General features: G+C 63.9%; 18 protein-coding genes and 1 other RNA gene. 10 read left to right on the top strand and 9 right to left on the bottom strand.

The annotated features are described in order from the left end of the window. Nucleotides 1-42 precede the first annotated feature (42 nt). From CXY80_RS10725 to rnpB, 3 genes are all read left to right on the top strand, one after another. On the top strand, nucleotides 43-861 hold the full coding sequence (locus tag CXY80_RS10725) for a Nif3-like dinuclear metal center hexameric protein (RefSeq protein WP_104132510.1): 819 nt from the start codon (nucleotides 43-45) through the stop codon (nucleotides 859-861). A 52-nt stretch (nucleotides 862-913) separates the two neighbouring features. Beyond that, nucleotides 914-1,651, top strand: a complete 738-nt coding sequence (locus CXY80_RS10720; protein WP_092448653.1) for a zinc ribbon domain-containing protein — start codon at nucleotides 914-916, stop codon at nucleotides 1,649-1,651. A 48-nt stretch (nucleotides 1,652-1,699) separates the two neighbouring features. After that, nucleotides 1,700-2,079, top strand: an RNA gene (gene rnpB, locus CXY80_RS10715) — RNase P RNA component class A. Nucleotides 2,080-2,086: 7 nt separating this feature from the next. On the opposite strand, the gene CXY80_RS10710 is transcribed toward rnpB, so the two are convergent. Together CXY80_RS10710 and CXY80_RS10705 are read right to left on the bottom strand one after the other, a co-directional pair. Continuing rightward, entirely contained in the window at nucleotides 2,087-2,839 is a 753-nt protein-coding gene (locus CXY80_RS10710) for a response regulator (RefSeq protein WP_104132509.1), read from the bottom strand. Then, the gene (locus CXY80_RS10705; protein WP_233195258.1) at nucleotides 2,836-4,413 is read right to left on the bottom strand and encodes a sensor histidine kinase; all 1,578 of its coding nucleotides are present in this window, start codon (nucleotides 4,411-4,413) and stop codon (nucleotides 2,836-2,838) included. Before CXY80_RS10705 ends, CXY80_RS10710 begins: the two co-directional genes overlap by 4 nt. A 175-nt stretch (nucleotides 4,414-4,588) precedes the next feature. Here CXY80_RS10705 and CXY80_RS10700 point away from each other — a divergent pair, with 175 nt between their 5' ends. From CXY80_RS10700 to CXY80_RS10690, 3 genes are read left to right on the top strand one after another with little or no spacing between them, the layout of a single operon-like run. Beyond that, nucleotides 4,589-5,596, top strand: a complete 1,008-nt coding sequence (locus tag CXY80_RS10700; RefSeq protein ID WP_104132507.1) for a tripartite tricarboxylate transporter substrate binding protein — start codon at nucleotides 4,589-4,591, stop codon at nucleotides 5,594-5,596. A 4-nt stretch (nucleotides 5,597-5,600) separates the two neighbouring features. Next, the gene (locus CXY80_RS10695) at nucleotides 5,601-6,152 is read left to right on the top strand and encodes a tripartite tricarboxylate transporter TctB family protein (RefSeq protein ID WP_104132506.1); all 552 of its coding nucleotides are present in this window, start codon (nucleotides 5,601-5,603) and stop codon (nucleotides 6,150-6,152) included. Next, the gene (locus CXY80_RS10690) at nucleotides 6,145-7,695 is read left to right on the top strand and encodes a tripartite tricarboxylate transporter permease (protein ID WP_092448648.1); all 1,551 of its coding nucleotides are present in this window, start codon (nucleotides 6,145-6,147) and stop codon (nucleotides 7,693-7,695) included. The genes CXY80_RS10695 and CXY80_RS10690 overlap by 8 nt, the downstream gene beginning before the upstream one ends. A 91-nt stretch (nucleotides 7,696-7,786) precedes the next feature. Here the strand turns inward: CXY80_RS10690 and ppgK are convergent, their stop codons facing one another. Beyond that, nucleotides 7,787-8,545, bottom strand: coding sequence for a polyphosphate--glucose phosphotransferase (gene ppgK / locus CXY80_RS10685; RefSeq protein ID WP_092448647.1), 759 nt, complete (start codon nucleotides 8,543-8,545; stop codon nucleotides 7,787-7,789). 29 nt (nucleotides 8,546-8,574) lie between these two features. Beyond that, on the bottom strand, nucleotides 8,575-9,438 hold the full coding sequence (map, locus tag CXY80_RS10680; RefSeq protein WP_092448730.1) for a type I methionyl aminopeptidase: 864 nt from the start codon (nucleotides 9,436-9,438) through the stop codon (nucleotides 8,575-8,577). Nucleotides 9,439-9,450: 12 nt separating this feature from the next. On the opposite strand from map, the gene CXY80_RS10675 reads away from it, so the two are divergent. Next, a complete protein-coding gene (locus tag CXY80_RS10675; RefSeq protein ID WP_104132505.1) occupies nucleotides 9,451-9,639 on the top strand; it encodes an SPOR domain-containing protein in 189 nt (62 codons plus the stop codon). Nucleotides 9,640-9,654: 15 nt separating this feature from the next. Here the strand turns inward: CXY80_RS10675 and panB are convergent, their stop codons facing one another. After that, nucleotides 9,655-10,536 carry a 3-methyl-2-oxobutanoate hydroxymethyltransferase gene (panB, locus tag CXY80_RS10670; RefSeq protein WP_092448645.1) on the bottom strand — a complete coding sequence of 294 codons (882 nt, stop codon included), beginning with the start codon at nucleotides 10,534-10,536 and terminating at the stop codon, nucleotides 9,655-9,657. An 89-nt stretch (nucleotides 10,537-10,625) separates the two neighbouring features. Between panB and CXY80_RS10665 the strand changes: the two genes are divergently transcribed. Together CXY80_RS10665 and CXY80_RS10660 are read left to right on the top strand one after the other, a co-directional pair. Next, nucleotides 10,626-11,963 carry a glutamine synthetase family protein gene (locus CXY80_RS10665; RefSeq protein WP_092108031.1) on the top strand — a complete coding sequence of 446 codons (1,338 nt, stop codon included), beginning with the start codon at nucleotides 10,626-10,628 and terminating at the stop codon, nucleotides 11,961-11,963. A gap of 37 nt (nucleotides 11,964-12,000) precedes the next feature. After that, nucleotides 12,001-15,084, top strand: coding sequence for a bifunctional [glutamine synthetase] adenylyltransferase/[glutamine synthetase]-adenylyl-L-tyrosine phosphorylase (locus CXY80_RS10660; protein WP_104132504.1), 3,084 nt, complete (start codon nucleotides 12,001-12,003; stop codon nucleotides 15,082-15,084). A 72-nt stretch (nucleotides 15,085-15,156) separates the two neighbouring features. Here the strand turns inward: CXY80_RS10660 and glnA are convergent, their stop codons facing one another. Further along, the gene (gene glnA / locus CXY80_RS10655; RefSeq protein ID WP_092448643.1) at nucleotides 15,157-16,581 is read right to left on the bottom strand and encodes a type I glutamate--ammonia ligase; all 1,425 of its coding nucleotides are present in this window, start codon (nucleotides 16,579-16,581) and stop codon (nucleotides 15,157-15,159) included. 144 nt (nucleotides 16,582-16,725) lie between these two features. Here glnA and CXY80_RS10650 point away from each other — a divergent pair, with 144 nt between their 5' ends. Beyond that, nucleotides 16,726-17,154, top strand: a complete 429-nt coding sequence (locus CXY80_RS10650) for an RDD family protein (RefSeq protein ID WP_104132503.1) — start codon at nucleotides 16,726-16,728, stop codon at nucleotides 17,152-17,154. Nucleotides 17,155-17,257: 103 nt separating this feature from the next. On the opposite strand, the gene CXY80_RS10645 is transcribed toward CXY80_RS10650, so the two are convergent. Genes CXY80_RS10645 through lipB form a run of 3 tightly spaced genes read right to left on the bottom strand, consistent with a single transcriptional unit; the run spans nucleotide 17,258 to nucleotide 19,691 of the window. After that, the gene (locus CXY80_RS10645) at nucleotides 17,258-17,965 is read right to left on the bottom strand and encodes a DUF4191 domain-containing protein (protein WP_104132502.1); all 708 of its coding nucleotides are present in this window, start codon (nucleotides 17,963-17,965) and stop codon (nucleotides 17,258-17,260) included. Between the two features lie 59 nt (nucleotides 17,966-18,024). Then, nucleotides 18,025-19,014: a lipoyl synthase gene (lipA, locus tag CXY80_RS10640; RefSeq protein ID WP_092448640.1), complete on the bottom strand. Its 990-nt coding sequence runs from the start codon at nucleotides 19,012-19,014 to the stop codon at nucleotides 18,025-18,027. Further along, a complete protein-coding gene (lipB, locus tag CXY80_RS10635; protein WP_092448639.1) occupies nucleotides 19,011-19,691 on the bottom strand; it encodes a lipoyl(octanoyl) transferase LipB in 681 nt (226 codons plus the stop codon). Before lipB ends, lipA begins: the two co-directional genes overlap by 4 nt. Nucleotides 19,692-19,855: the final 164 nt, after the last annotated feature.

Here is a 19,855-nt window from a genome sequence, read left to right as displayed (position 1 = left end):
GTCCGCGAAACCTTGGCACCGGTCGCCCGGTAGGCTGAACGGGTGCCATTCTCGCTCGCCGACGTTACCCTCGTCGCTCATACCCTCTGGCCCCCGGGCGGTGCCGAAGCGTGGGATGCACCGGGGCTGGTCAGTGGCGATCCGGCCCGGCCGATTCGCAGCATCCACTTGGCCGTCGATACCGTCGCTGACACGGTCGACGAGGCTATTGCGGCCGGCGCCGACCTGTTGCTGACGCATCATCCGTTACTGCTGCGCGGTGTCACGAGCATCGCCGAGGACACCTACAAGGGCGCACTGCTCAGCCGGCTGATTCGCGCCGACTGTGCCCTGCTGGCCGCCCACACCAACGCAGACGTGGTTGCTGACGGCGTGTCCGACGTGATCGCCAGTCGGCTGGGGCTGATCGACGCACTGCCCATCACGAGTGGCGCTGTGCCGGGCACCGGCATCGGACGGGTTGGTCGTCTGCCGAAACCGACCACGCTCGGACACCTGGCACACACCGTGCTGGCCCTGTTGCCGGCCACGGCTTCCGGGGTTCGCGTCGCCGGTGACTATGCAGCCCCGATCACGACGGTTGCTCTCTGTGGCGGTGCCGGTGATTCCCTGCTTCGCAATCCGCAGGTGCTGGCAGCAGATGTCTACATTACCTCCGATCTGCGCCATCACCCTGCGCAGGAGGCACGCGAGCAGGCGCTCTGCGTCGGCGGACCCGCCCTCATCGACGTCGCACACTGGGCCAGCGAATGGCTCTGGCTGGAGCCGGCGGCCGTGCAGTTGCGGGCGAGCCTGCCGGGGGTGTCGGTCACGGTGAGTGAGTTGAACACCGACCCGTGGGATTTTTCCGTCGTGCACTAATTCTTTTTTCTTTCGTCAGTACAACTCAATTCCAGCGTTAGGTCAGGACATCGTGAAGGCATCACCACTCCAGCAGAAAGAACTTCTGCGGCTTCAGGCCCTCGACATCAAGGTTCTTCAGCTCAGCCACCAGTCAAAATCACTCGCGGCGCACACCGAGCTTGCCGCGCTCAACCGGGAGGCTGAGGCCAGCCGTATGAAGCTGCTCGGCCGGTCCGGCGAGCTCGACGACGTGCGCACCGAATTGGGACGCATCGAGAGCGACGTTGAGGTCGTCGAGAAGCGCATTGCCCGCGATACCGACCGCCTGCAGAACACCTCATCGATCAAGGACATCCAGGCCCTGGACTCCGAGGTGGCCTCACTCAAGAAGCGCCTGTTCGATCTCGAGGAGATTGAGATTGCCGTGCTTGAGCGCCAGGAAGAGCACGAGGCGGCCGTCGCTGTGGTGGAGCAGGAACGCGACGCCATCGCCGAGCGGGTCGCCGCGACGGAAGCCGTTCGGGATGAGTCGCTGGTCGACCTCAACCGTCAGCTCGGCGAGTTGACCCGTGATCGCGCGACGATCGCGGCTACCATCCCCGATGACCTCGCTGCCCTGTACGAGCGCCTGCGCATCAGCGGCCACGGCAACGCCGCGGCGCTGCTGCGTGCCCGCACCTGCAGCGGATGCACGATGACCCTGACCGGGAGCGACCTCGCTGATGCCCGTCAGGCTCCGGCGGACGAGGTCATCTTCTGCCCCGACTGTGGCGCCGTGCTGGTGCGCACCGAAGAGTCCGGAATCTAGCGCCGGTTCGCACGTCGCCTGCTCGCCCGGTAGGCTTTGTACTCGGAATGGGTCGGCAAGACGGTCGCGTCATTCGGGAGATCTTCGGGTCTAGCGGATGCCGAGGAACGTCCGGGCTCCATAGAGCAGGATGGTGGGTAACACCCACCCGGGGTAACCCGCGAGACAGTGCCACAGAAAGTAGACCGCCACCAGCGCGAGCTGGGGGTAAGGGTGAAACGGTGGTGTAAGAGACCACCAGAGGCCAGGGTGACCTGGTCGGCTCGGTAAACCTCGTCCGGAGCAAGGTCAGACAGAAAGCGTTGAGGCGGCTCGCCGAGCTTTCGGGTAGACCGCTAGAGGGCTGCGGCAACGTAGTCACGAGATAGATGGCCGTCGACGGTGCGCAAGCACCTGGACAGAACCCGGCGTACTAGCCGGCCCATTCCACTTCATTCACCCCGCGGTCCAGTGATACAGCTTCTCCGGACGCCCGGCGTGACCATATTTTTGGGTGATGCCGGCACGTTCGGCGGCGACCAGGAATTCAAGATATCTGCGGGCGCTCACCCGAGCCAGACCCAGGTTTTGGGCCACGTCGCTGGCCGAGATGCCCACGGTGGCGCGCTTGAGCGTGGCCACGACGGCGTCGAGCGTCACCTCGGACAGTCCCTTGGACAGCGCCAACCCGGTGGGCCCAGGGGCACTGGCTGGCGGCGCGACCGTGCCGGGTTGCAGCATCCGGTCTATTCGGGCCTGGTCGAGCATCGATGCTGTTACGGCGGCGTGTTCGTGCAGGTCCAGCCGATGTTGAACGTACTGGTCCAGTCGCTCGAGCAGCACGGTCGAGGTGAACGGTTTGACCAGGTAATGCATGACCCCACCGGCCATCGCCGCCCGCACGGTATCGAGCTCCCTGGCAGCGGTGATGGCAATGATATCGACCGGGTCGCCGGGAAGATTACGCGCAGCCCGCAGCACCTCGATGCCGGATATACCGGGCAGATGGATGTCCAACAGCACCAGGTCTGGCTTCAGCCTCGTGATCAGATCGAGGCCGTCGGTGCCGGTATAGGCGACGCCGACGATCTCGAACCCACCGTGAGCGAGCAGAAAACCGGTGTGAATTCCCGCGACTGCACGGTCATCGTCGATGACGACCGTGCGGATGAGAGCCGTGCAAACGGGAGCCGTGCGAATGAGTGTCATGAGGCGGTTCCAATGGGGTCGGGCGAAGATGGTACGGCAGCGAGGAACACAGTGAAGGTTGCTCCGCCGTGCTGCGACGGCTTGGAGGTGACGAATCCGGTGCGGCGCACGGCTACGCGCTGCACGAGTGCCAAGCCGAAACCGCGTGCTCCGGGGCGGCTGGCGTCCCGGGTGGACTGGCCGGCTTCAAATATTCGCACGCGGTCCTTCTCCTTGATTCCGGGGCCGTCATCGGAAACGACGATGGTGGCACCGGTCCCTTCTTCACTGAGGCGAACGTGGATGGTGCCGTCGGAGCCGATCGCCTCCATAGCATTGTCGATGAGATTGCCGAGTACAGTGACCGGATCCGTCGTTCCATCGGGTGCCAGAGTGGAATTTTCGTCGATTACCAGATTGATGCCCTTCTCCGCTGCGATGGTGCTCTTGGCCATGAGCAGACTCGCCACGTCGGGGTCGGTGATGCCGGGGGAGAGCGCACGGGAGAGCACGGAACCACCGTGCCCGGCGCGAGTGATGAAATCCACCACCTGTTCGGTGCGCCCCAGTTCGATTAACCCCGAAATGACATGCATCTTGTTGGCGAATTCGTGGGCCTGGGCGCGCAAAGCCTGCGTCACATCCCTGGCGCCATCCAGGTCTTGCAGAAGCTGGTGCAGCTCGGTCCGGTCCCGCAGAATCAATACCCGGCCGACCAGTCGACCATCGACGGCGGCATCGTTGGACCGCGCCAGCAGAACGCGTTCACCGACGAGCACGGTCTCATCGCTTTCCCCGCTCTCGGCCAGCATCCTGGCCAGTTCCGCACCGACCACGTCCGTCGCCGGACGCCCCACCGAGTCATCGTCCGCGCCGAGAAGTCTGCGAGCCTCGTCGTTGACCAGCGCGACGGAACCGGCGGCATCCACCGCGACGAGGCCCTCGCCGATACCGTGCAGCATCGCCTCGCGGGTCTCCAGCAGGGAGGCGATCTCTTCGGGCTCCAGCCGGTGGATCCGGCGCCACACCATCCGAGAGATCATCGTGGCCCCGGCTGTTCCCACCAGGGCAGCCCCGAGGAGCCAGATCACCAGTTCGGGCAGCACCTTGTATAGGTCGGCGCGCAGCGTCTGCTCCAGAATTCCCACCGAGGCCATGCCGATGATGACTCCGGACTCGTCGTAGATGGGTAGTTTGACCCGCCAGGTTTCCCCGAGCGTGCCGGTCTGCGTGCCGACATAGGTCGCACCAGACAGCGCAATCGACGGATCGGTCGAGGTTACGTGGCCGATCATGGCCGGGTTTGGATGCGAATAGCGCACGCCGGTGTCGTCGGTAACGACGACGTAGGTCACATTGGCGGCCTCGGAGATCAGCTCGGCAATGGGCTGAATGGTGGCGCTGGGATCACTATCGTCAAAGGCATCCACGATCGCGGGCAGCTCGGCCACCGACTGCGCGACTCCCACCATGCGGGCTTGATAGGCATCACGAATCTGCTGCTCCTGCAAGCGGATGGCGACCGACCCGGCAACGAGGACGACGATGAGAACAATAAAGAGTTGCAGAAAGAACAACTGTGTTCTCAGCGACATCGACTGAATCATTTTCCCATTCTCCCATCTGGCCAGGCGTGCAATCCGACGGGCGCTGTCCGTAATGACCAATATGCGCACTATGACCGAATTCTTCCGCGGGCCGATGGGGCTCCATACGCTGGGGCACAGCGTAGCCATACGCATCACAGTGAAGTGAATAGAGGAAGACAGCATGAAACAAGGCTCAGGGACGCGTCGAACCGGTTTGATCGTGACGGCGGCAGCATCCGTTCTGCTACTCGCCGGGTGCAGTACCCCGGCAGCGACCAGCGGCGGCAGCGATGAGGCAGCAGCCGGCATCGACAAGCTCAACATCATCGTTCCAGCCGACCCGGGCGGTGGCTGGGACCAGACCGGTCGGGCCATCGAAAAGGACCTGCAGGCCAACGACCTCGTGACGAGCGCCTCCGTCGTCAACGTCGGCGGCGCCGGCGGCACCAACGGGCTCGCCGCCATGAAGACCGAGAAGGACATCAACACCCTCATGGTCATGGGCTACGTCATGGTCGGTGCTGTCGAAACGAACAGCGCGGCCAACCGCATCGAAGACACCACCCCGATCGCCCGCCTCACCGACGAACCGCTCGTCGTGGTCGTTCCGGCGGATTCCCCGTACGACACCATTGGCGATCTGCTCGACGACATCGGCGAGACCGGCCAGGCCGTCTCGATCACCGGCGGATCGGCCGGCGGTGCTGACCATATTCTGGCCGGCATGATGCTCAAGGAACAGGGCATCGGCGCTGACAAGCTCAACTACATCCCCTACTCGGGCGGCGGAGAGTCCCTGGCCGCGCTGCTCGGCAACAAGGTCAACGCCGGCATCTCCGGCGTCGGCGAGTATGCCGAGCAGGTCAAGGCTGGCAAGCTACGGGCCCTGGCCGTGTCGGGATCGGATGCTGCCCCGCAGCTTCCCGACACCGAAACACTGACCGAGCAGGGGATCGACGTTGTGCTGACGAACTGGCGCGGAGTGGTCGCCCCCGGATCCATCGATGCCGCACAGGCGAAAGTCCTCACCACGCTGATGGAAGACCTGCACGCCACCGACACCTGGCAGACCACCCTCACCGATAACAACTGGGCGGATGCCTTCATGATCGGCGACGAGTTCGCCGATTTCCTCACCGAAGACATCGCGACGGTGAAGGTCACGCTGAAAGACATCGGTCTGCTGTAACCCGATGACCGTTCCCACAGCCGAGTCGCTGGGCGGGGGTGGCCCGCACTGGGCTGCTCCCGCCCGGCCCGTCGGAGAAATAGTTTTCGCGTGTGTCATCCTCAGCCTGGGAGTCGTCGGCTTCGTGGCCGGCGCCGATATCCGCACGCCGCCATCAGCCAGTGACATCGGTCCCCGCGCGTTCCCCTTTGTGGTCTCCGGACTGCTCGTCCTGATCGGCGTCGGCCTGATTTTCCAGCTGCTGCGCGGCCACGTCGGCGTCGCTGAAGAGGGCGAAGACGTTGACCCGAGCATCAAAACCGACTGGCTCACGGTCTTGAAACTGGTTGGCTTCGTCATCGTTCATATCGTGCTGATCGTGCCGCTTGGCTGGCCCGTCGCGGCCGCCGTGTTGTTCTTCGGCGCGGCCTGGTCACTCGGCGCCAAGCCCTGGTGGCGGAACGCCCTGACCGGCATCGTGCTGGCGTTGATTCTGCAATTCGTGTTCGCGGGCCTCCTCGGCGTGTCCCTGCCGGCCGGTTTCCTCCTGGAAGGGGTGGCCATCTTCAATGGATAACTTCATCAACCTGATGAATGGCTTCAGCGTCGCGATGCAGCCGATGTATCTGCTCTACGCCCTCGGCGGGGTCTTCATTGGCACTGCCATCGGCGTGCTGCCGGGCATCGGCCCGGCCATGACCATTGCCCTGCTGATGCCGATCACCTACAGCCTCGAACCGACAGCGGCCATCATCGTCTTCGCTGGCATCTACTACGGCGGCATGTATGGCGGGTCAACGACATCGATCCTGCTCAACACCCCGGGGGAGTCGGCGTCGATCGTGACGGCCCTCGAGGGCAACAAGATGGCCAAGGCCGGGCGGGGCGCTGCGGCTCTCGCCACGGCAGCTCTCGGGTCGTTCGTCGCGGGAACCCTCGCGACGGTGCTGCTGAGCTTCCTGGCACCGTTTGTGGCTGAGTTCGCCATCCAAATCGGGCCGGTTGAGTACGTGGCTCTGATGCTTGTCGCCTTCCTCACGGTAGGAGCCTTGCTCGGGGCATCCGTTCTGCGTGGGCTGGCCTCACTGGCCCTCGGTCTGTTCATCGCGCTGATCGGCGTCGACGCCCTCACCGGTCAGCAGCGCTACACCTTCGGTAATCCGTTTCTGGCCGACGGTATCGACGTTGTGCTCGTCGCCGTTGGCCTGTTCGCCGTCGGCGAGGCCATGTACGTGGCGTCCCGGCTGCGGCACGGTCCGGTCAAGGTGATTCCGGTCACCGGCGGCTGGACGACCTGGATGAAGAAGGACGACTGGAAGCGGTCTTGGAAGCCGTGGCTGCGCGGCACCTTCATCGGCTTTCCGATCGGTACGATTCCCGCTGGGGGAGCGGATGTCGCCACCTTCCTCTCGTATGCGGCCGAACGTCGACTGGCCAAGGGCAAGAACAAGAAGCAGTTCGGCAAGGGCGCCATCGAGGGCGTCGCCGGCCCGGAATCGGCCAACAATGCGGCGGCGGCCGGAGTTCTGGTGCCGTTGCTGACCCTGGGAATTCCGACGACGGCCACGGCCGCGATGATGCTCGTCGCGTTCCAGCGCTATCAGATTCAACCGGGGCCGTTGCTCTTTGAAACCCAGGGCGCACTGGTTTGGACGCTCATCGCCAGCCTGTACGTCGGCAACCTGATGCTGCTGATTCTCAACCTGCCGTTGGTGGGCATCTGGGTCAAGATTCTGCAGATCCCGCGCCCGTACTTGTATGCCGGAATTCTGGTGTTCGCCGGGCTGGGTGCCTTCTCGCTCAATTTCACGCCGGTTGACGTGGGTATTCTGCTCGTCGTTGGCGTGCTGGGCTTCTTCATGCGGCGTTACGGCTACCCGATCGCGCCGATGGTGGTCGGGCTCATTCTTGGCCCGATCTTTGAGAACCAGCTGCGTCGGTCGCTCGCGATCTCGCAGGGGGATCCAACGGCGCTCATCGCGTCACCGATCGCGGCAACCATCTACGTTTCGCTGATCGTGATCTTCGCTCTGTCCTATTGGATGAAGCGTCGCCAGCGTGCGATGGAGTCTGAGCGAGTTTCCGAGGACGACCCCGTCGACGAACGGATGGCACGGTAGCGTTCGTCTAGTTCAAACGTCAGCAGGACCGACACCACAAAAGTGATGTCGGTCCTGCTGACGTTGAGCGGTGCGCCTCAGCTGGTGCGAATCAGCCGGGGAACCTGGCGGCGAGGGCGGCCGCACCGAGGATGCCGGCGTTGTTGCGGTGCACGGCCGGGATAATCCTGGTTTTCAGGCGCAGAAGCGGCAGAAAGTCCTCGTGATGTTTGGAGACGCCGCCGCCGACGATGAACAGGTCGGGAGTGAACAACAGTTCCAGGGTTGTGTAGTACTTCTGCAGGCGTGACGCCCACTTGTCCCAGCTGAGGTTCTCGCGTTCCTTGGCCGAGTACGCCGCCCGGGTCTCATAGTCGTGACCGTCGATTTGCAGGTGGCCGAGTTCCGTGTTCGGAACCAGCACACCGTCATTGAGCAGCGCCGAACCGATTCCGGTGCCGAGCGTGGTTAGCAGTACGACGCCGGCAACGTCCCTCGCCGCCCCGAACTGCGCTTCGGCGTATCCCGCCGCATCCGCGTCGTTGATGAAGTGGATGGGGAGCCCCAGGCTCTTTTCGAACAATGCCTCAGCGGCCAGGCCGATCCACTTCGACGACACGTTCGCCGCCGACATGGTGTGCCCGTTCTTGACAACCGCGGGAAAACAGATGCCGACCGGCAGGTCGCCGACTCCCTGGGACACCGTCCCGAGCAGCGTGCGCGTGGTTTCAATGATGTCCTGCGGTCGGCCGCCCTTGGGTGTCGGCAGCTTCACCCGCTCCGAGAGCAGGTCACCGGTCGACAGATCGACGACGGCTCCCTTGATTCCGGTGCCACCGATGTCGATGCCGATTGCCGTCGTTGCAGTCATGAAGTGAACCTATCTGGTCGAAAGAGCGGTCAGGGCAGGGTCAGAATTTCGGCGCCCCGTTCGGTCACCACGATGGTGTGTTCGAACTGCGCCGTGATGCTGCGGTCGCGGGTGAGGACCGTCCAGTCGTCATCCCAGATGTCCCAGTCGCTCGTGCCGAGGGTGAGCATCGGCTCAATGGTGAAGACCATGCCGACCTCCATCACGGTGTCGTACTGCGGGGCGTCATAGTGCGGAATGATCAGGCCGGAGTGGAAGGCTTCGCCGACGCCGTGCCCGGTGTAGTCGCGCACCACGCCGTAGTTGAACCGTTTCGCATAGGACTCGATCGTGCGGCCGATCACATTGACCTGCCGGCCGGGGGCGACGGCCTTGATGCCGCGGGCCAGTGCCTCGCGAGTGCGCTCGACCAACAGGGTGACCTCTTCGCAGGCTTCGCCGACGATGAAGGTGACGTTGGTATCGCCGTGCACGCCATTCTTGAAGGCGGTGATGTCGATGTTCACGATGTCACCGTTTTCGAGCACGGTGTTATCGGGGATTCCGTGGCAGATGACCTCGTTCACCGAACTGCACAGCGACTTCGGGTAGCCGCGGTAGCCGAGCGTCGAGGGGTAGGCGTCGTTGGCGACCATGTAGTCGTGACCGATTTGGTCGAGTTCCTCGGTCGTCACGCCGGGAACGATTGCCCGGCCGACAGCGGCAATGGCCTCGGCGGCGATGCGGCCCGACTCACGAATGAGCTCGATCTTCTCGGCCGAGTAGACGTCGGAGCCGGTGAACGGGCTCGGGCCGGTCTTGCCGACGTACTCCGGGCGAACGATCTGGGAGGGAACGGAACGGGTCGATGACACCGTTCCCGGGATGAGGTGACCGATTGAATCCTTAGGCATAGGATCAAGCTTATGGCCGAGGACAAAGAACACGCATTCTGGTACAACATGCGCACCGGCGAGGTCGAGCACGGCCTGCAGTCGGCGTCGCTGGATCGGGTCGGTCCGTTCAATACCCGCGAGGACGCCTCCCACGCCCTGGAGAAGCTGCGGGCGAACAGCGCCAAGTGGTCTGAGGACGACGCGCGAGACGCTCGCTAACGGCCCGAAGGCGCGTTACTCATAGCTGTGCTCTGGAGCCGGGTAGGCGCCGGAGGCGACATCGGCGGTGAACCGTTGCACGGCATCCGTTAGCACCGCTCGCACGTCAGCATACTGGCGCACAAATTTTGGTACCCGGCCGCTGGTCATGCCGGCGAAATCGGTCCAGACCAGCAATTGACCGTCAACGGATGGTCCGGCACCGACCCCGATAGTCGGGATCGACAGGCGTTCGGTCACCTGGGCAGCGACCGAGGCCGGGACCATTTCGAGGACCACGGCAAAGGCACCGGCCTCCTGAACGGCGAGGGCGTCGATAATGAGTGCTTCGGCCGCTTCGCCGCGGCCCTGGATAATGTGACCGCCAAGCCCGTGCTCGCTCTGCGGGGTGAAGCCGATATGCCCCATCACCGGGATGCCGGCCGACACGATGCGCCGAATCTGTTTGTGGCTGCGCTCCCCACCTTCCAGCTTCACCGCGTGCGCCTGGGATTCCTTCATGAACCGCACAGCCGTGGCCAGGGCCTGATCCGGACCGCTCTCGTAGGACCCGAACGGCAGGTCCGCGACGACGAGCGCGCGGCTGACCGCGCGCGCCACGGCGCGGGTCAGCGGAATGAGCTCGTCAACGGTGACCGGCAGGGTGGTCTCGTAACCGAAGACGTTGTTGCCGGCCGAATCACCGACCAGGAGAAAGTCGATACCGGCCTCATCAAAAATCTGTGCGGTGAGCATGTCGTAGCTGGTCAGGCCGGTAATCGGGATGCCTTGCAGCTTCGCGGTCTGGAAATGTCTGGTGCGTACCCGCTTGGGGCCCTCGGGAGCGTGTCCATACGGCTGCTGAACCGGGACATCGGCGGGAGGGACTATGGGCTCTGGCACTGTCAACTCTGGCATGCGACAAGTTTAGTCAGGCAAGCAATCGTGCTTGGAGCCAGTAGCCTAGGCAGTAGTTATTAAAGTTGGAGCAATCAGAAAGAGCGTGAATGGACAAGCAGCGCGACTTCGTTCTTCGGACCATCGAGGAGCGAGGAATCAAGTTCGTTCGACTCTGGTTCACCGATGTCGTCGGCACCCTGAAATCGGTCGCCATCGCGCCCGCCGAGGTTGAAGGTGCCTTCAACGAAGGCCTCGGTTTCGATGGCTCGGCCATCGAAGGTCTCACCCGTTCTTTCGAAGCGGATGTCTTGGCTCACCCGGATCCCACCACGTTCCAGATTCTGCCGTGGCGCGGCGAGGTCGACCCGACCGCCCGCATGTTCTGCGACATCACCACGCCCGACGGGCAGCCCGCCGTGGCCGACCCGCGCAACGTGCTCAAGCGCACCCTGGCCAAGGCAGCCGACCGCGGCTTCACGTTTTACACCCACCCCGAGGTGGAGTTCTACCTGCTCAAGTCCTCGAAGTACGGCAAGAACGGGCCGATCCCGGTCGACTCGGCGGGCTACTTCGACAACGTTCCCGGCGGCACCGCGCACGACTTCCGTCGCCGGTCCGTGCGCATGCTCGAAGACCTGGGTATCTCGGTGGAGTTCAGCCACCACGAAGCGGGACCCGGCCAGAATGAGATCGACCTGCGGTACGCCGATGCGCTGACCACCGCCGATAACATCATGACCTTCCGCACCGTGGTCAAGGAAGTCGCCATTGAGCAGGGCGTTTACGCGACGTTCATGCCCAAGCCCATGTCTGAGCACCCCGGATCCGGCATGCACACCCACATGTCGTTGTTTGAGGGCGACGCGAATGCGTTCTACGAGGCTGGTGCCAAGTACCAGCTGTCCAAGATCGGCCGCCAATTCATCGCCGGACTGCTGAAGCACGCGCCGGAGATCACCGCGGTGACCAACCAGTTCGTCAACTCCTACAAGCGGCTGTGGGGCGGCGACGAGGCCCCGAGCTTTGTCTGCTGGGGCCACAACAACCGTTCGGCCCTCGTGCGAGTACCGCTGTACAAGCCGAACAAGGGCCAGAGCGCTCGCGTCGAGTACCGCGCGATCGACTCAGCGGCCAACCCCTACCTCGCCTACTCGCTCATGCTGGCTGCCGGCCTCAAGGGCATCGAGGAGGGCTACGAGTTGCCGCCCGAAGCCGAGGACAACGTCTGGAGCCTGAGCGACACGGAGCGCCGTGCCCTCGGCTACACTCAGCTGCCGGCGAGCCTGGACCATGCCATTCAGTTCATGGAGGAGTCCGAACTCGTCGCGGAGACGCTCGGGGAACAGGTCTTCAACTACGTCCTGCTGAACAAGCGCCAGGAATGGCGCGACTACCGGTCGCAGGTCACTCCGTTCGAGCTGCAGAAAAATCTGGAGATGCTCTAACTCGCAACCCTGTCGATGATCGAAGGAATCACCCGCGATGGAGCGTTCGTATTTAACACTGACCGAGCTTGTTCGGGTCGGGTTCGTGGACCTCACAGAGGTGCGCGGTCGGCTCGACGAGGTCGAGCGCCTCGGTGCGAGCAGCCCACACAGCGCGTCCGAGGCGACCGACCGGTTGACCGACACGCACCAGCTGCTTCCGCTCCTGACGAAAACGGCCAGTCCGGATGCTGCGCTGGTCGCGCTGGTCGCGCTGCTCCGGCAGGGATCCGCTGAACTGTTCCACCTGCTGCAGTCGTGCGCTGCGGCCGGGCGTCTGCTCCGGGTTCTCGGGGCGTCGAGTGGCCTCGCCGAATTCTTCCTGCGACACCCGAACGAATTGTCCGTCCTCAAGGTACCGCTGGCCGTGCTGCCCAGCGTCGATGACCTGGTGCGCGACCTGTTGGACTCGGTGGGCGCGAGCGACGGATTCTCCCGCCTGGTGGACGAGGAGGCCTGGATCGCCCTTCGGGTGCGATACCGCCGCCGGCTAGCACAACTTGCGGCCTTCGACCTCGAACAAGATGACCCCGTGGCCGGGCTCGACGGCGTGGCCCGCACCCTGTCCGGCCTCGCGACGGCGGCTCTCGAGGCCGCCCTCGCTGTCGCGCGCACCATGTGCAGCGGCGAGTCGGCCGGCCGCGGCGTGTTCCCCACCGAACAGGTGCGCGCGACCCGGCTGGCGATTATCGGTATGGGCAAGGCCGGCGCGAGTGAACTCAACTACGTCAGTGATGTCGATGTCATCTTCGTCGCCGACGGTGATCACACGGTCGGGCTGGAAAGCTCCCGCGCCGTCGAAATAGCGACCCGGCTGGCCGTACTCATCATGCGTGCACTCAACGAGTCCGCTGTCGAACCGGAACTCTGGGAGGTCGATCCCAACCTGCGCCCGGAGGGCAAGAGCGGTGCGCTCGTGCGTTCGATCGAATCCCACCTCGTCTACTACGATCGCTGGGCCAAGAGTTGGGAGTTCCAGGCCCTGCTCAAGGCGCGCACGCTCGCGGGGGACCGCGAGCTCGGGGGACGCTACATCGACGCCGTCACACCCAAGGTCTGGAACAGCGCCAGCCGCGAGAATTTCGTCGAGTCCGTGCAGCGGATGCGGGAACGCGTCACCGACAATATCCCCGACGATGAGGTCGATGTGCAGCTCAAGCTCGGGCCGGGAGGCCTGCGCGATATCGAATTCACGGTGCAGCTGCTGCAGCTCGTGCACGGCCAGACTGATCCGGAGGTGCGCCAGGCCGGCACCCTCCCCGCCCTGACCGCACTGGCCACGGCCGGCTACGTCGGGCGGGCCGAAGCGACCGAATTCGCCCAGGACTACCGCGTGCTGCGCCTGATGGAGCACCGGCTGCAGCTGCAGAAGCTGCGCCGCACCCACCTGGTCCCCCGGGACGAGGCGAACCTGCGGGTGCTGGCCCGGTCGACCGGTCTGGCGACGAGCGCTGCGGGGCTGACCATCCGCTGGTCAGAGACCAAGCAACGCGTGCGCGGCCTGCACGAGCGGTTGTTTTACCGTCCGCTGCTCTCGGCGGTTGCCTCACTGCCGGCCGAGGGTCTGAATCTGACCAGTGCGCAGGCCGAGGCTCGGCTGGCCGCGATTGGTTTCCTTAACACCAAGGGCGCCCTCGCCCACATCGCGGCGCTCTCGGGTGGGGTCTCACGACGCGCGGCAATTCAGCGTCATCTGCTGCCCGTCCTGCTGCAGTGGCTGTCCCAGGGGGCTGACCCCGACTATGGCTTTCTCGCGTTTCGGCGGCTCAGCGACAACCTTGGCTCGACCTACTGGTTCCTGCGCATGCTGCGCGACTCGTCCGGCGCTGCGGAGCGACTCACCCGCGTGCTGTCCGGCAGCCGCTACATCGGGGAACTGCTCGAGAAGATCCCCGAAGCGGTGGCCTGGTTGGAAGACGAGGACGACCTGCAGCCTCGTCCACTCAGGGCCCTGCGGGACGAAACACGCGCGGTACTCGGCCGACACGAAAGTGCGGATGCCGCCAGCACCATCCTTCGGGCGGCGCGCCGGCGCGAGATGCTCCGCCTGGCCTTCGCCTCGCTCCTCGGCCAGATCAACCTCGACCAACTGGGTCAGGGCCTCACCGATGTCAATGCGACCTATATCCAAGGAGTGATCGCGGCCATTCGCGGCGGCGAACTCAGCGATTCGGCTGAGAGCCCAGCATCCGCTTCTCCCGATGGCATTGAATTTGCGGTTGTCGGAATGGGCCGCTTCGGTGGTGCTGAACTCGGTTTCGGCTCCGACGCCGATGTCATGTATGTCTTTCGTGCCGGCACCCTTGAGGGTGAAGCCGCCAACGAGCGTGCCAGGTTTATCGTTCGTGAACTCAACCGGCTGAGCGATGACGCCCGCCTGCCGTTGGATCTGGACATCGGCCTGCGCCCGGAGGGCAGCAATGGGCCGGTGGTGCGGTCGCTTGAGTCGTACCAGGCCTACTACCGGCGCTGGTCGCTCACCTGGGAAGCCCAGGCGCTGCTGCGCGGCCGCGGAGTCGCCGGGGATGCCGCTCTGCTGCGCGACTTCGAGGCCGTGGCCGCCGAGGTGCGGTATCCGAGCAATATCAGCGAGCAGGCCGTGCGTGAGGTCCGCCGCATCAAAGCGCGGGTCGAGAACGAGCGTCTGCCGCAGGGAGCCGACTCGAACCGGCACCTCAAGCTGGGACGCGGGTCGCTCAGCGACGTCGAATGGCTCGTGCAATTGCTGCAACTGCAGCACGCCGCGGCCATTCCCGCGCTCCGCACGACGTCGACTCTGCACGCCCTGACCGAGGCAGTGACTGCGGGTTTGATTCCGGCAGCGGATGCCGCGGTCTTGCGCAGCGCCTGGGTCTTCGCGTCCCGCGCGCGCTCGGCCATCACCCTGTGGACCAATCACACCTCGAACGTGCTCCCGACGGATCGCGCAGCCCTCGAAGGCATCGCCCGCGTGATGGAATACCCACCGGGGTCGGGCAATCAGCTGGAAGACGACTACCTCGCCGTCACGCGGCGCGCCCGCGCCGTGTTTGAGCGTTTGTTCTATGGCCCGGTGGAGCGCCCGGGCCCGACGGCCGGCTGAGCCTGCGCGGGGACGTCAGCTACGAGGAAAGGACCGCATCCGAGGATGCGGTCCTTTTCTCACACGCTGGGCTTAGACGCCGTAGTAGAGCTCGAACTCGAATGGGTGCGGGCGCTGAGCGAGCGGCTTGATCTCGTTTTCGCGCTTGTACTCGATCCAGGTCTCGATCAACTCAGGGGTGAAGACGTTTCCTGCCAGCAGAAAGTCGTGGTCCGCTTCGAGGGCCTGCAGGGCTTCTTCGAGCGAAGCCGGAACCTGGGGGATGTTCTTGGCTTCTTCGGGCGGCAGCTCGTAGAGGTCCTTGTCGACGGGCTCGTGCGGTTCGGTGCGGTTCTTGATCCCGTCGAGGCCGGCCATGAGCTGCGCGGCGAACGCGAGGTACGGGTTGCCGGAGGCATCGGGTGCACGGAACTCGAGGCGCTTGGCCTTCGGGTTGGTGCCGGTGATCGGGATGCGGATGGACGCTGACCGGTTGCCGGCCGAGTAGACCAGGTTGACCGGTGCTTCGAAGCCGGGAACGAGGCGGTGGTAGGAGTTCACCGTCGGGTTCGTGAACGCGAGCACTGCCGGAGCGTGCTTTAGCAGGCCTCCGATGTACCAGCGGGCCACATCGGAGAGTCCGCCATAGCCGGCCTCATCGTAGAACAGCGGCTTGCCGTCGGCCCAGAGAGACTGGTGGGTGTGCATGCCAGAGCCATTGTCGCCGAACAACGGCTTGGGCATGAAGGTCGCCGTCTTGCCCCAGTCGTGCGCGGTGTTCTTGACGATGTACTTGAACTTGAGCAGGTCATCGGCCGCGTGCACCATGGTGTCGAACTTGTAGTTGATCTCGCCCTGGCCGCCGGTGCCGACCTCGTGGTGGCTGCGTTCGAGGATGAGGCCGGCTTCGATCAGCTTGAGACAGATGTCGTCGCGCATGTCGACGTGCTGGTCGACCGGGCTGACCGGAAAGTAGCCGCCCTTGAATGGCGTCTTGTTGGCGAGGTTTCCGCCTTCTTCTTTCTTGCCCGAGTTCCAGGCGCCTTCGCTGGAGTCGACGGAGTAGAAGCTGGTGTGCTGGTTAACTTCGTAACGCACGTCGTCGAAAATGTAGAACTCGGCTTCGGAGCCGAAGAATGCGGTGTCGCCGATGCCGGTGGAAGCGAGGTACTTCTCAGCCTTCTTGGCTACCTGGCGCGGGTCTTTGGAGTAGATCTCGCCGTTGCGCGGGTTGTAGATGTCAAACAGCATGATGAGCGTGCGCTCGGTGCGGAAGGCGTCGATGTATGCGGTCGACACGTCGGGGATGAGCTGCATGTCGGATTCGTGGATCGACGCGAAACCGCGGATCGACGAGCCATCGAACATCTGGCCAACGGTGAAGAATTCTTCATCAACGGTGGATGCCGGGATGTTGAAGTGCTGCTGCACACCGGGAAGATCGGTGAAACGGATGTCAAGGAACTTGACGTCCGTGTCTTTGATGAATTTGAGCACTTCTGACGAATCGCGGAACATGCGGATAAACTCCAGACGACGTGGGCGTGTAAATAGCCGAATCGGACACATCGGCTTTATTGAGATTAGTAGCGCTGCGTTACTTGTCCGTGACGCTTATGTTTCACACATGTTACAGGGGAGCCTGCTCGGTAGACTTATCGGGTGCCAGACTCCAGCTCCCGCCCGAACACTTTTGGTCCAGTGCCACCGAGCAAATGGCCGGGGGAGCGCCTCGGGCTACCCCAGCACGGGCCGAGTTCGATCGGTCGGCCTGGACGGCGAATTCTGGGCTTCGCCATCGACTGGGCCATCGCGATCGCGGTGTCGGCGATCTTCTTCAACTACGATCCGGCCGCGAACCTAATCATCTTCGTCATCCTGCAGATCGTGTTTATTCCGACCATCGGGGCCAGTATCGGCCACCGGCTCGTTGGCCTGCGGCTCATCTCCATTCACGGCGGTTGGATCGGGCTGTGGCGGCCGGTGGTGCGCTCGCTGCTGCTCGGGATCGCGCTTCCCGCCTTGGTCTGGGATTCCGATCAGCGCGGCTTCCACGACAAGATTGCCGGAACGGCCCTCATTCGTCAGTAGCGGTCCGGTCTGTGCCGCACAGTCCGAACAACCAAAAGAAGGGCCGCACGCGAAGCGTGGGCCCTTCTTTTGGTTCCCCGGAATCGGGTGAATCTGTCTGGAGTCAACCGCGCTGCGGGCGCGCCTTCATCGGGTCGACGCCCTTGGGAATGGGAAGCTTGGTGCCCATGGAATTCAGGCGGTTGTTGACCGCAAGAACTTCGGCCTTGGTCAGGGTGGGCTTGATCCGGGTTAGACGGCGGGCCAGCTTGTGCAGCGGCACGGCGTCGTCGTCGGGTCCAACCGAGATCACGGTCACGCCGACGTTGCCGCCGATGCGCACGATCTTGCGCTTTTCTTCGTCGAGCATGCGTGTGGTGCGCGTTTTCGGGCCCTCGCTGATCAGCACGACTCCACCGCGACCGACAGCCCGATAGACAGCATCCTGAGTCTTGCCGTTTACGGCGACCGGCATTTCACTGCCGACCCACCCCCGCTTGAGCGAGCTGCGCAGCACGGCACCGACGGCACCGGGCTGGCCCTCGATCTGCGAATAGGCGGCTTTCTCGGCCCGCCGCCCCAGAATGATGAGCATCGCCAGGATTCCGGCGAGCACGCCGGCGACGATCCACAGCACCATCGTGAAGACGTTGCTGCCGGGGATCAGCAGGGCCAGGGCCAGGCTGATCAGAACGGGGATTAGGAAGGCCAGAACCAGAATCCAGACGATATTCGAGTCATATCGTCTCGTCATCTGGAAAACCTGCCACATTTGCTTCAAGCGGCCGGGTTTCTTCGGTTTTTTGGGGGTCTTTTCCTTGCTGCGTGCCATGGGTATAAGACTACCCAGTCACTCGAATGCCGAGTGACCGAATTCACCCCATCCTCGCATTAGGAGACGGCCTGGGCGAACCCAAGTTGGGCATCCGCCAGCTGGCGCAGGTCGGCCGGAATCTCCCGGCCGGTCGCGACCATGGACTGGGCCCACAGCCGGCCAGCCCGATAGGACGACCGCACCAGCGGACCGGAAAGCACGCCGAGAAAGCCGATTTCTTTGGCCTCCTCATTGAGTTCGACGAATTCCTCCGGGCGCACCCAGCGGGCGACCGGCAGGTGTCGGGCACTCGGCCGCAGGTACTGCGTGATGGTGATGATGTCGGTGCCGGCTTCGTACAGGTCGTGCAGGGCCTGGGTGATTTCCGCGCGTTCTTCACCCATTCCCAGGATGAGGTTGGACTTGGTAATCAGACCGGCGTTACGGCCCTGGGTGAGCACGTCGAGCGACCGGTCGTAGCGAAAGGCGGGGCGGATGCGCTTGAAGATGCGCGGCACGGTTTCGACGTTGTGCGCGAAAACTTCCGGTTGGGCTGAGAACACCTGCGCGAGATGATCCGGGTTGCCGGAGAAGTCCGGCACCAGAATCTCGACGCCGGTTCCGGGGCTCTGCTGGTGGATCTGGCGAATGGTCTCGGCGTAGAGCCAGGCCCCCTCGTCGGGCAGGTCGTCCCTGGCCACACCGGTCACGGTGGCATAGCGCAGGTTCATGGTGACAACCGATTCACCGACGCGGCGGGGCTCGTCGGTGTCGTAGTCGGCCGGCTTCCCGGTGTCGATCTGGCAGAAGTCACAGCGTCGTGTGCACTGGGAGCCGCCGATCAAAAAGGTTGCTTCGCGGTCTTCCCAGCACTCGAAGATGTTGGGGCAGCCGGCTTCCTGGCAGACCGTGTGCAGGTTCTCGCTTTTCACGAGACTCTGCAGCTTCTGATATTCGGGGCCCATTTTGGCGACGGTCTTGATCCAGGCCGGCTTACGTTCGATCGGAGTTTCGGCGTTGCGAATTTCCAGGCGTAGGAGTTTGCGGCCTTCGGGTACTGCGTTCATGCGTTCGTCCTGACGTTGTCGAGGCTGACGGGGTTAAGGCTGTCGGTGTCGGCTCCCAGCGTGCGCTGAAAGCCAGCGGTGATGGGGTCGATCAGGTCACTCGGGTCTACGGTGCGGCCGAGGACGCGGGACATTGTGGTGACTCCGGCATCGCGAATTCCGCAGGCGATGATGCGGTCATACGGCTCGAGGGAGTTGCTGCAGTTGAGCGCGAAGCCGTGCATGGTGACACCCTGTGCCACTCGAATTCCAATGGCGGCGATCTTGTCTTCGTGGCCGGCCGGTCCGACCCAGACTCCCGAACGTCCGGCTACCCGGACGGCGTCGATGCCGAAGCCGATCAGCACCTCGATCAGCATGCCCTCGAGAGATCGAACATAGCCGACGACGTCGACCGGTTCTGCGAGGTGCAGGATGGGGTAGCCGACCAGCTGCCCAGGTCCGTGCCAGGTGATTTTACCGCCGCGGTCGACGTCGATCACCGGGGTGTCGTCGACGGGGCGTTCTTCCGGCAGGGTGCGTTTACCCGCTGTGTACACGGCGGGATGCTCCAAAAGGAGGACGGTGTCCGGTCGCTCACGGGCGACGACGGAACGGTGGACTGCGCGTTGGAGCTCTAGGCCCTCAACATACGGCACGGAGTTGGCGCTTAGCCCCGCGACGACAAAGTCGAGCATTGGCCCAGTCTAGGGGGCTCCGGGGGAGTTGGGGCGAGCTGCAGACGTTTGTCAGTCTGGCTGCCGTCAGGTTTCTGCGCTCCTCCCCGCTTTCCTGGTTCGCCCGTTGTGCACCGGTGCGTGCCGGCCAGGTCTGTGCACCGGATTCCCGCGAGAACATGGTC

This window comes from Cryobacterium sp. M91 (assembly GCF_002929615.1).
In the GTDB taxonomy this organism is placed as follows: domain Bacteria; phylum Actinomycetota; class Actinomycetes; order Actinomycetales; family Microbacteriaceae; genus Cryobacterium; species Cryobacterium levicorallinum.
The sequence above is the reverse complement of the archived record's forward strand: the minus strand, read 5'-3'. Positions and strand labels throughout refer to the sequence as shown.

What these genes read in the sequence shown, in the direction of transcription:
- CXY80_RS10710 (WP_104132509.1), bottom strand. Translation starts at nt 2,839, where the DNA reads ATGACACTCATTCGCACGGCTCCCGTTTGCACGGCTCTCATCCGCACG.
- CXY80_RS10705 (WP_233195258.1), bottom strand. Translation starts at nt 4,413, where the DNA reads ATGTCGCTGAGAACACAGTTGTTCTTTCTGCAACTCTTTATTGTTCTC.
- CXY80_RS10700 (WP_104132507.1), top strand. Translation starts at nt 4,589, where the DNA reads ATGAAACAAGGCTCAGGGACGCGTCGAACCGGTTTGATCGTGACGGCG.
- CXY80_RS10695 (WP_104132506.1), top strand. Translation starts at nt 5,601, where the DNA reads ATGACCGTTCCCACAGCCGAGTCGCTGGGCGGGGGTGGCCCGCACTGG.
- CXY80_RS10690 (WP_092448648.1), top strand. Translation starts at nt 6,145, where the DNA reads ATGGATAACTTCATCAACCTGATGAATGGCTTCAGCGTCGCGATGCAG.
- ppgK (WP_092448647.1), bottom strand. Translation starts at nt 8,545, where the DNA reads ATGACTGCAACGACGGCAATCGGCATCGACATCGGTGGCACCGGAATC.
- map (WP_092448730.1), bottom strand. Translation starts at nt 9,438, where the DNA reads ATGCCTAAGGATTCAATCGGTCACCTCATCCCGGGAACGGTGTCATCG.
- CXY80_RS10675 (WP_104132505.1), top strand. Translation starts at nt 9,451, where the DNA reads ATGGCCGAGGACAAAGAACACGCATTCTGGTACAACATGCGCACCGGC.
- panB (WP_092448645.1), bottom strand. Translation starts at nt 10,536, where the DNA reads ATGCCAGAGTTGACAGTGCCAGAGCCCATAGTCCCTCCCGCCGATGTC.
- CXY80_RS10665 (WP_092108031.1), top strand. Translation starts at nt 10,626, where the DNA reads ATGGACAAGCAGCGCGACTTCGTTCTTCGGACCATCGAGGAGCGAGGA.
- CXY80_RS10660 (WP_104132504.1), top strand. Translation starts at nt 12,001, where the DNA reads ATGGAGCGTTCGTATTTAACACTGACCGAGCTTGTTCGGGTCGGGTTC.
- glnA (WP_092448643.1), bottom strand. Translation starts at nt 16,581, where the DNA reads ATGTTCCGCGATTCGTCAGAAGTGCTCAAATTCATCAAAGACACGGAC.
- CXY80_RS10645 (WP_104132502.1), bottom strand. Translation starts at nt 17,965, where the DNA reads ATGGCACGCAGCAAGGAAAAGACCCCCAAAAAACCGAAGAAACCCGGC.
- lipA (WP_092448640.1), bottom strand. Translation starts at nt 19,014, where the DNA reads ATGAACGCAGTACCCGAAGGCCGCAAACTCCTACGCCTGGAAATTCGC.
- lipB (WP_092448639.1), bottom strand. Translation starts at nt 19,691, where the DNA reads ATGCTCGACTTTGTCGTCGCGGGGCTAAGCGCCAACTCCGTGCCGTAT.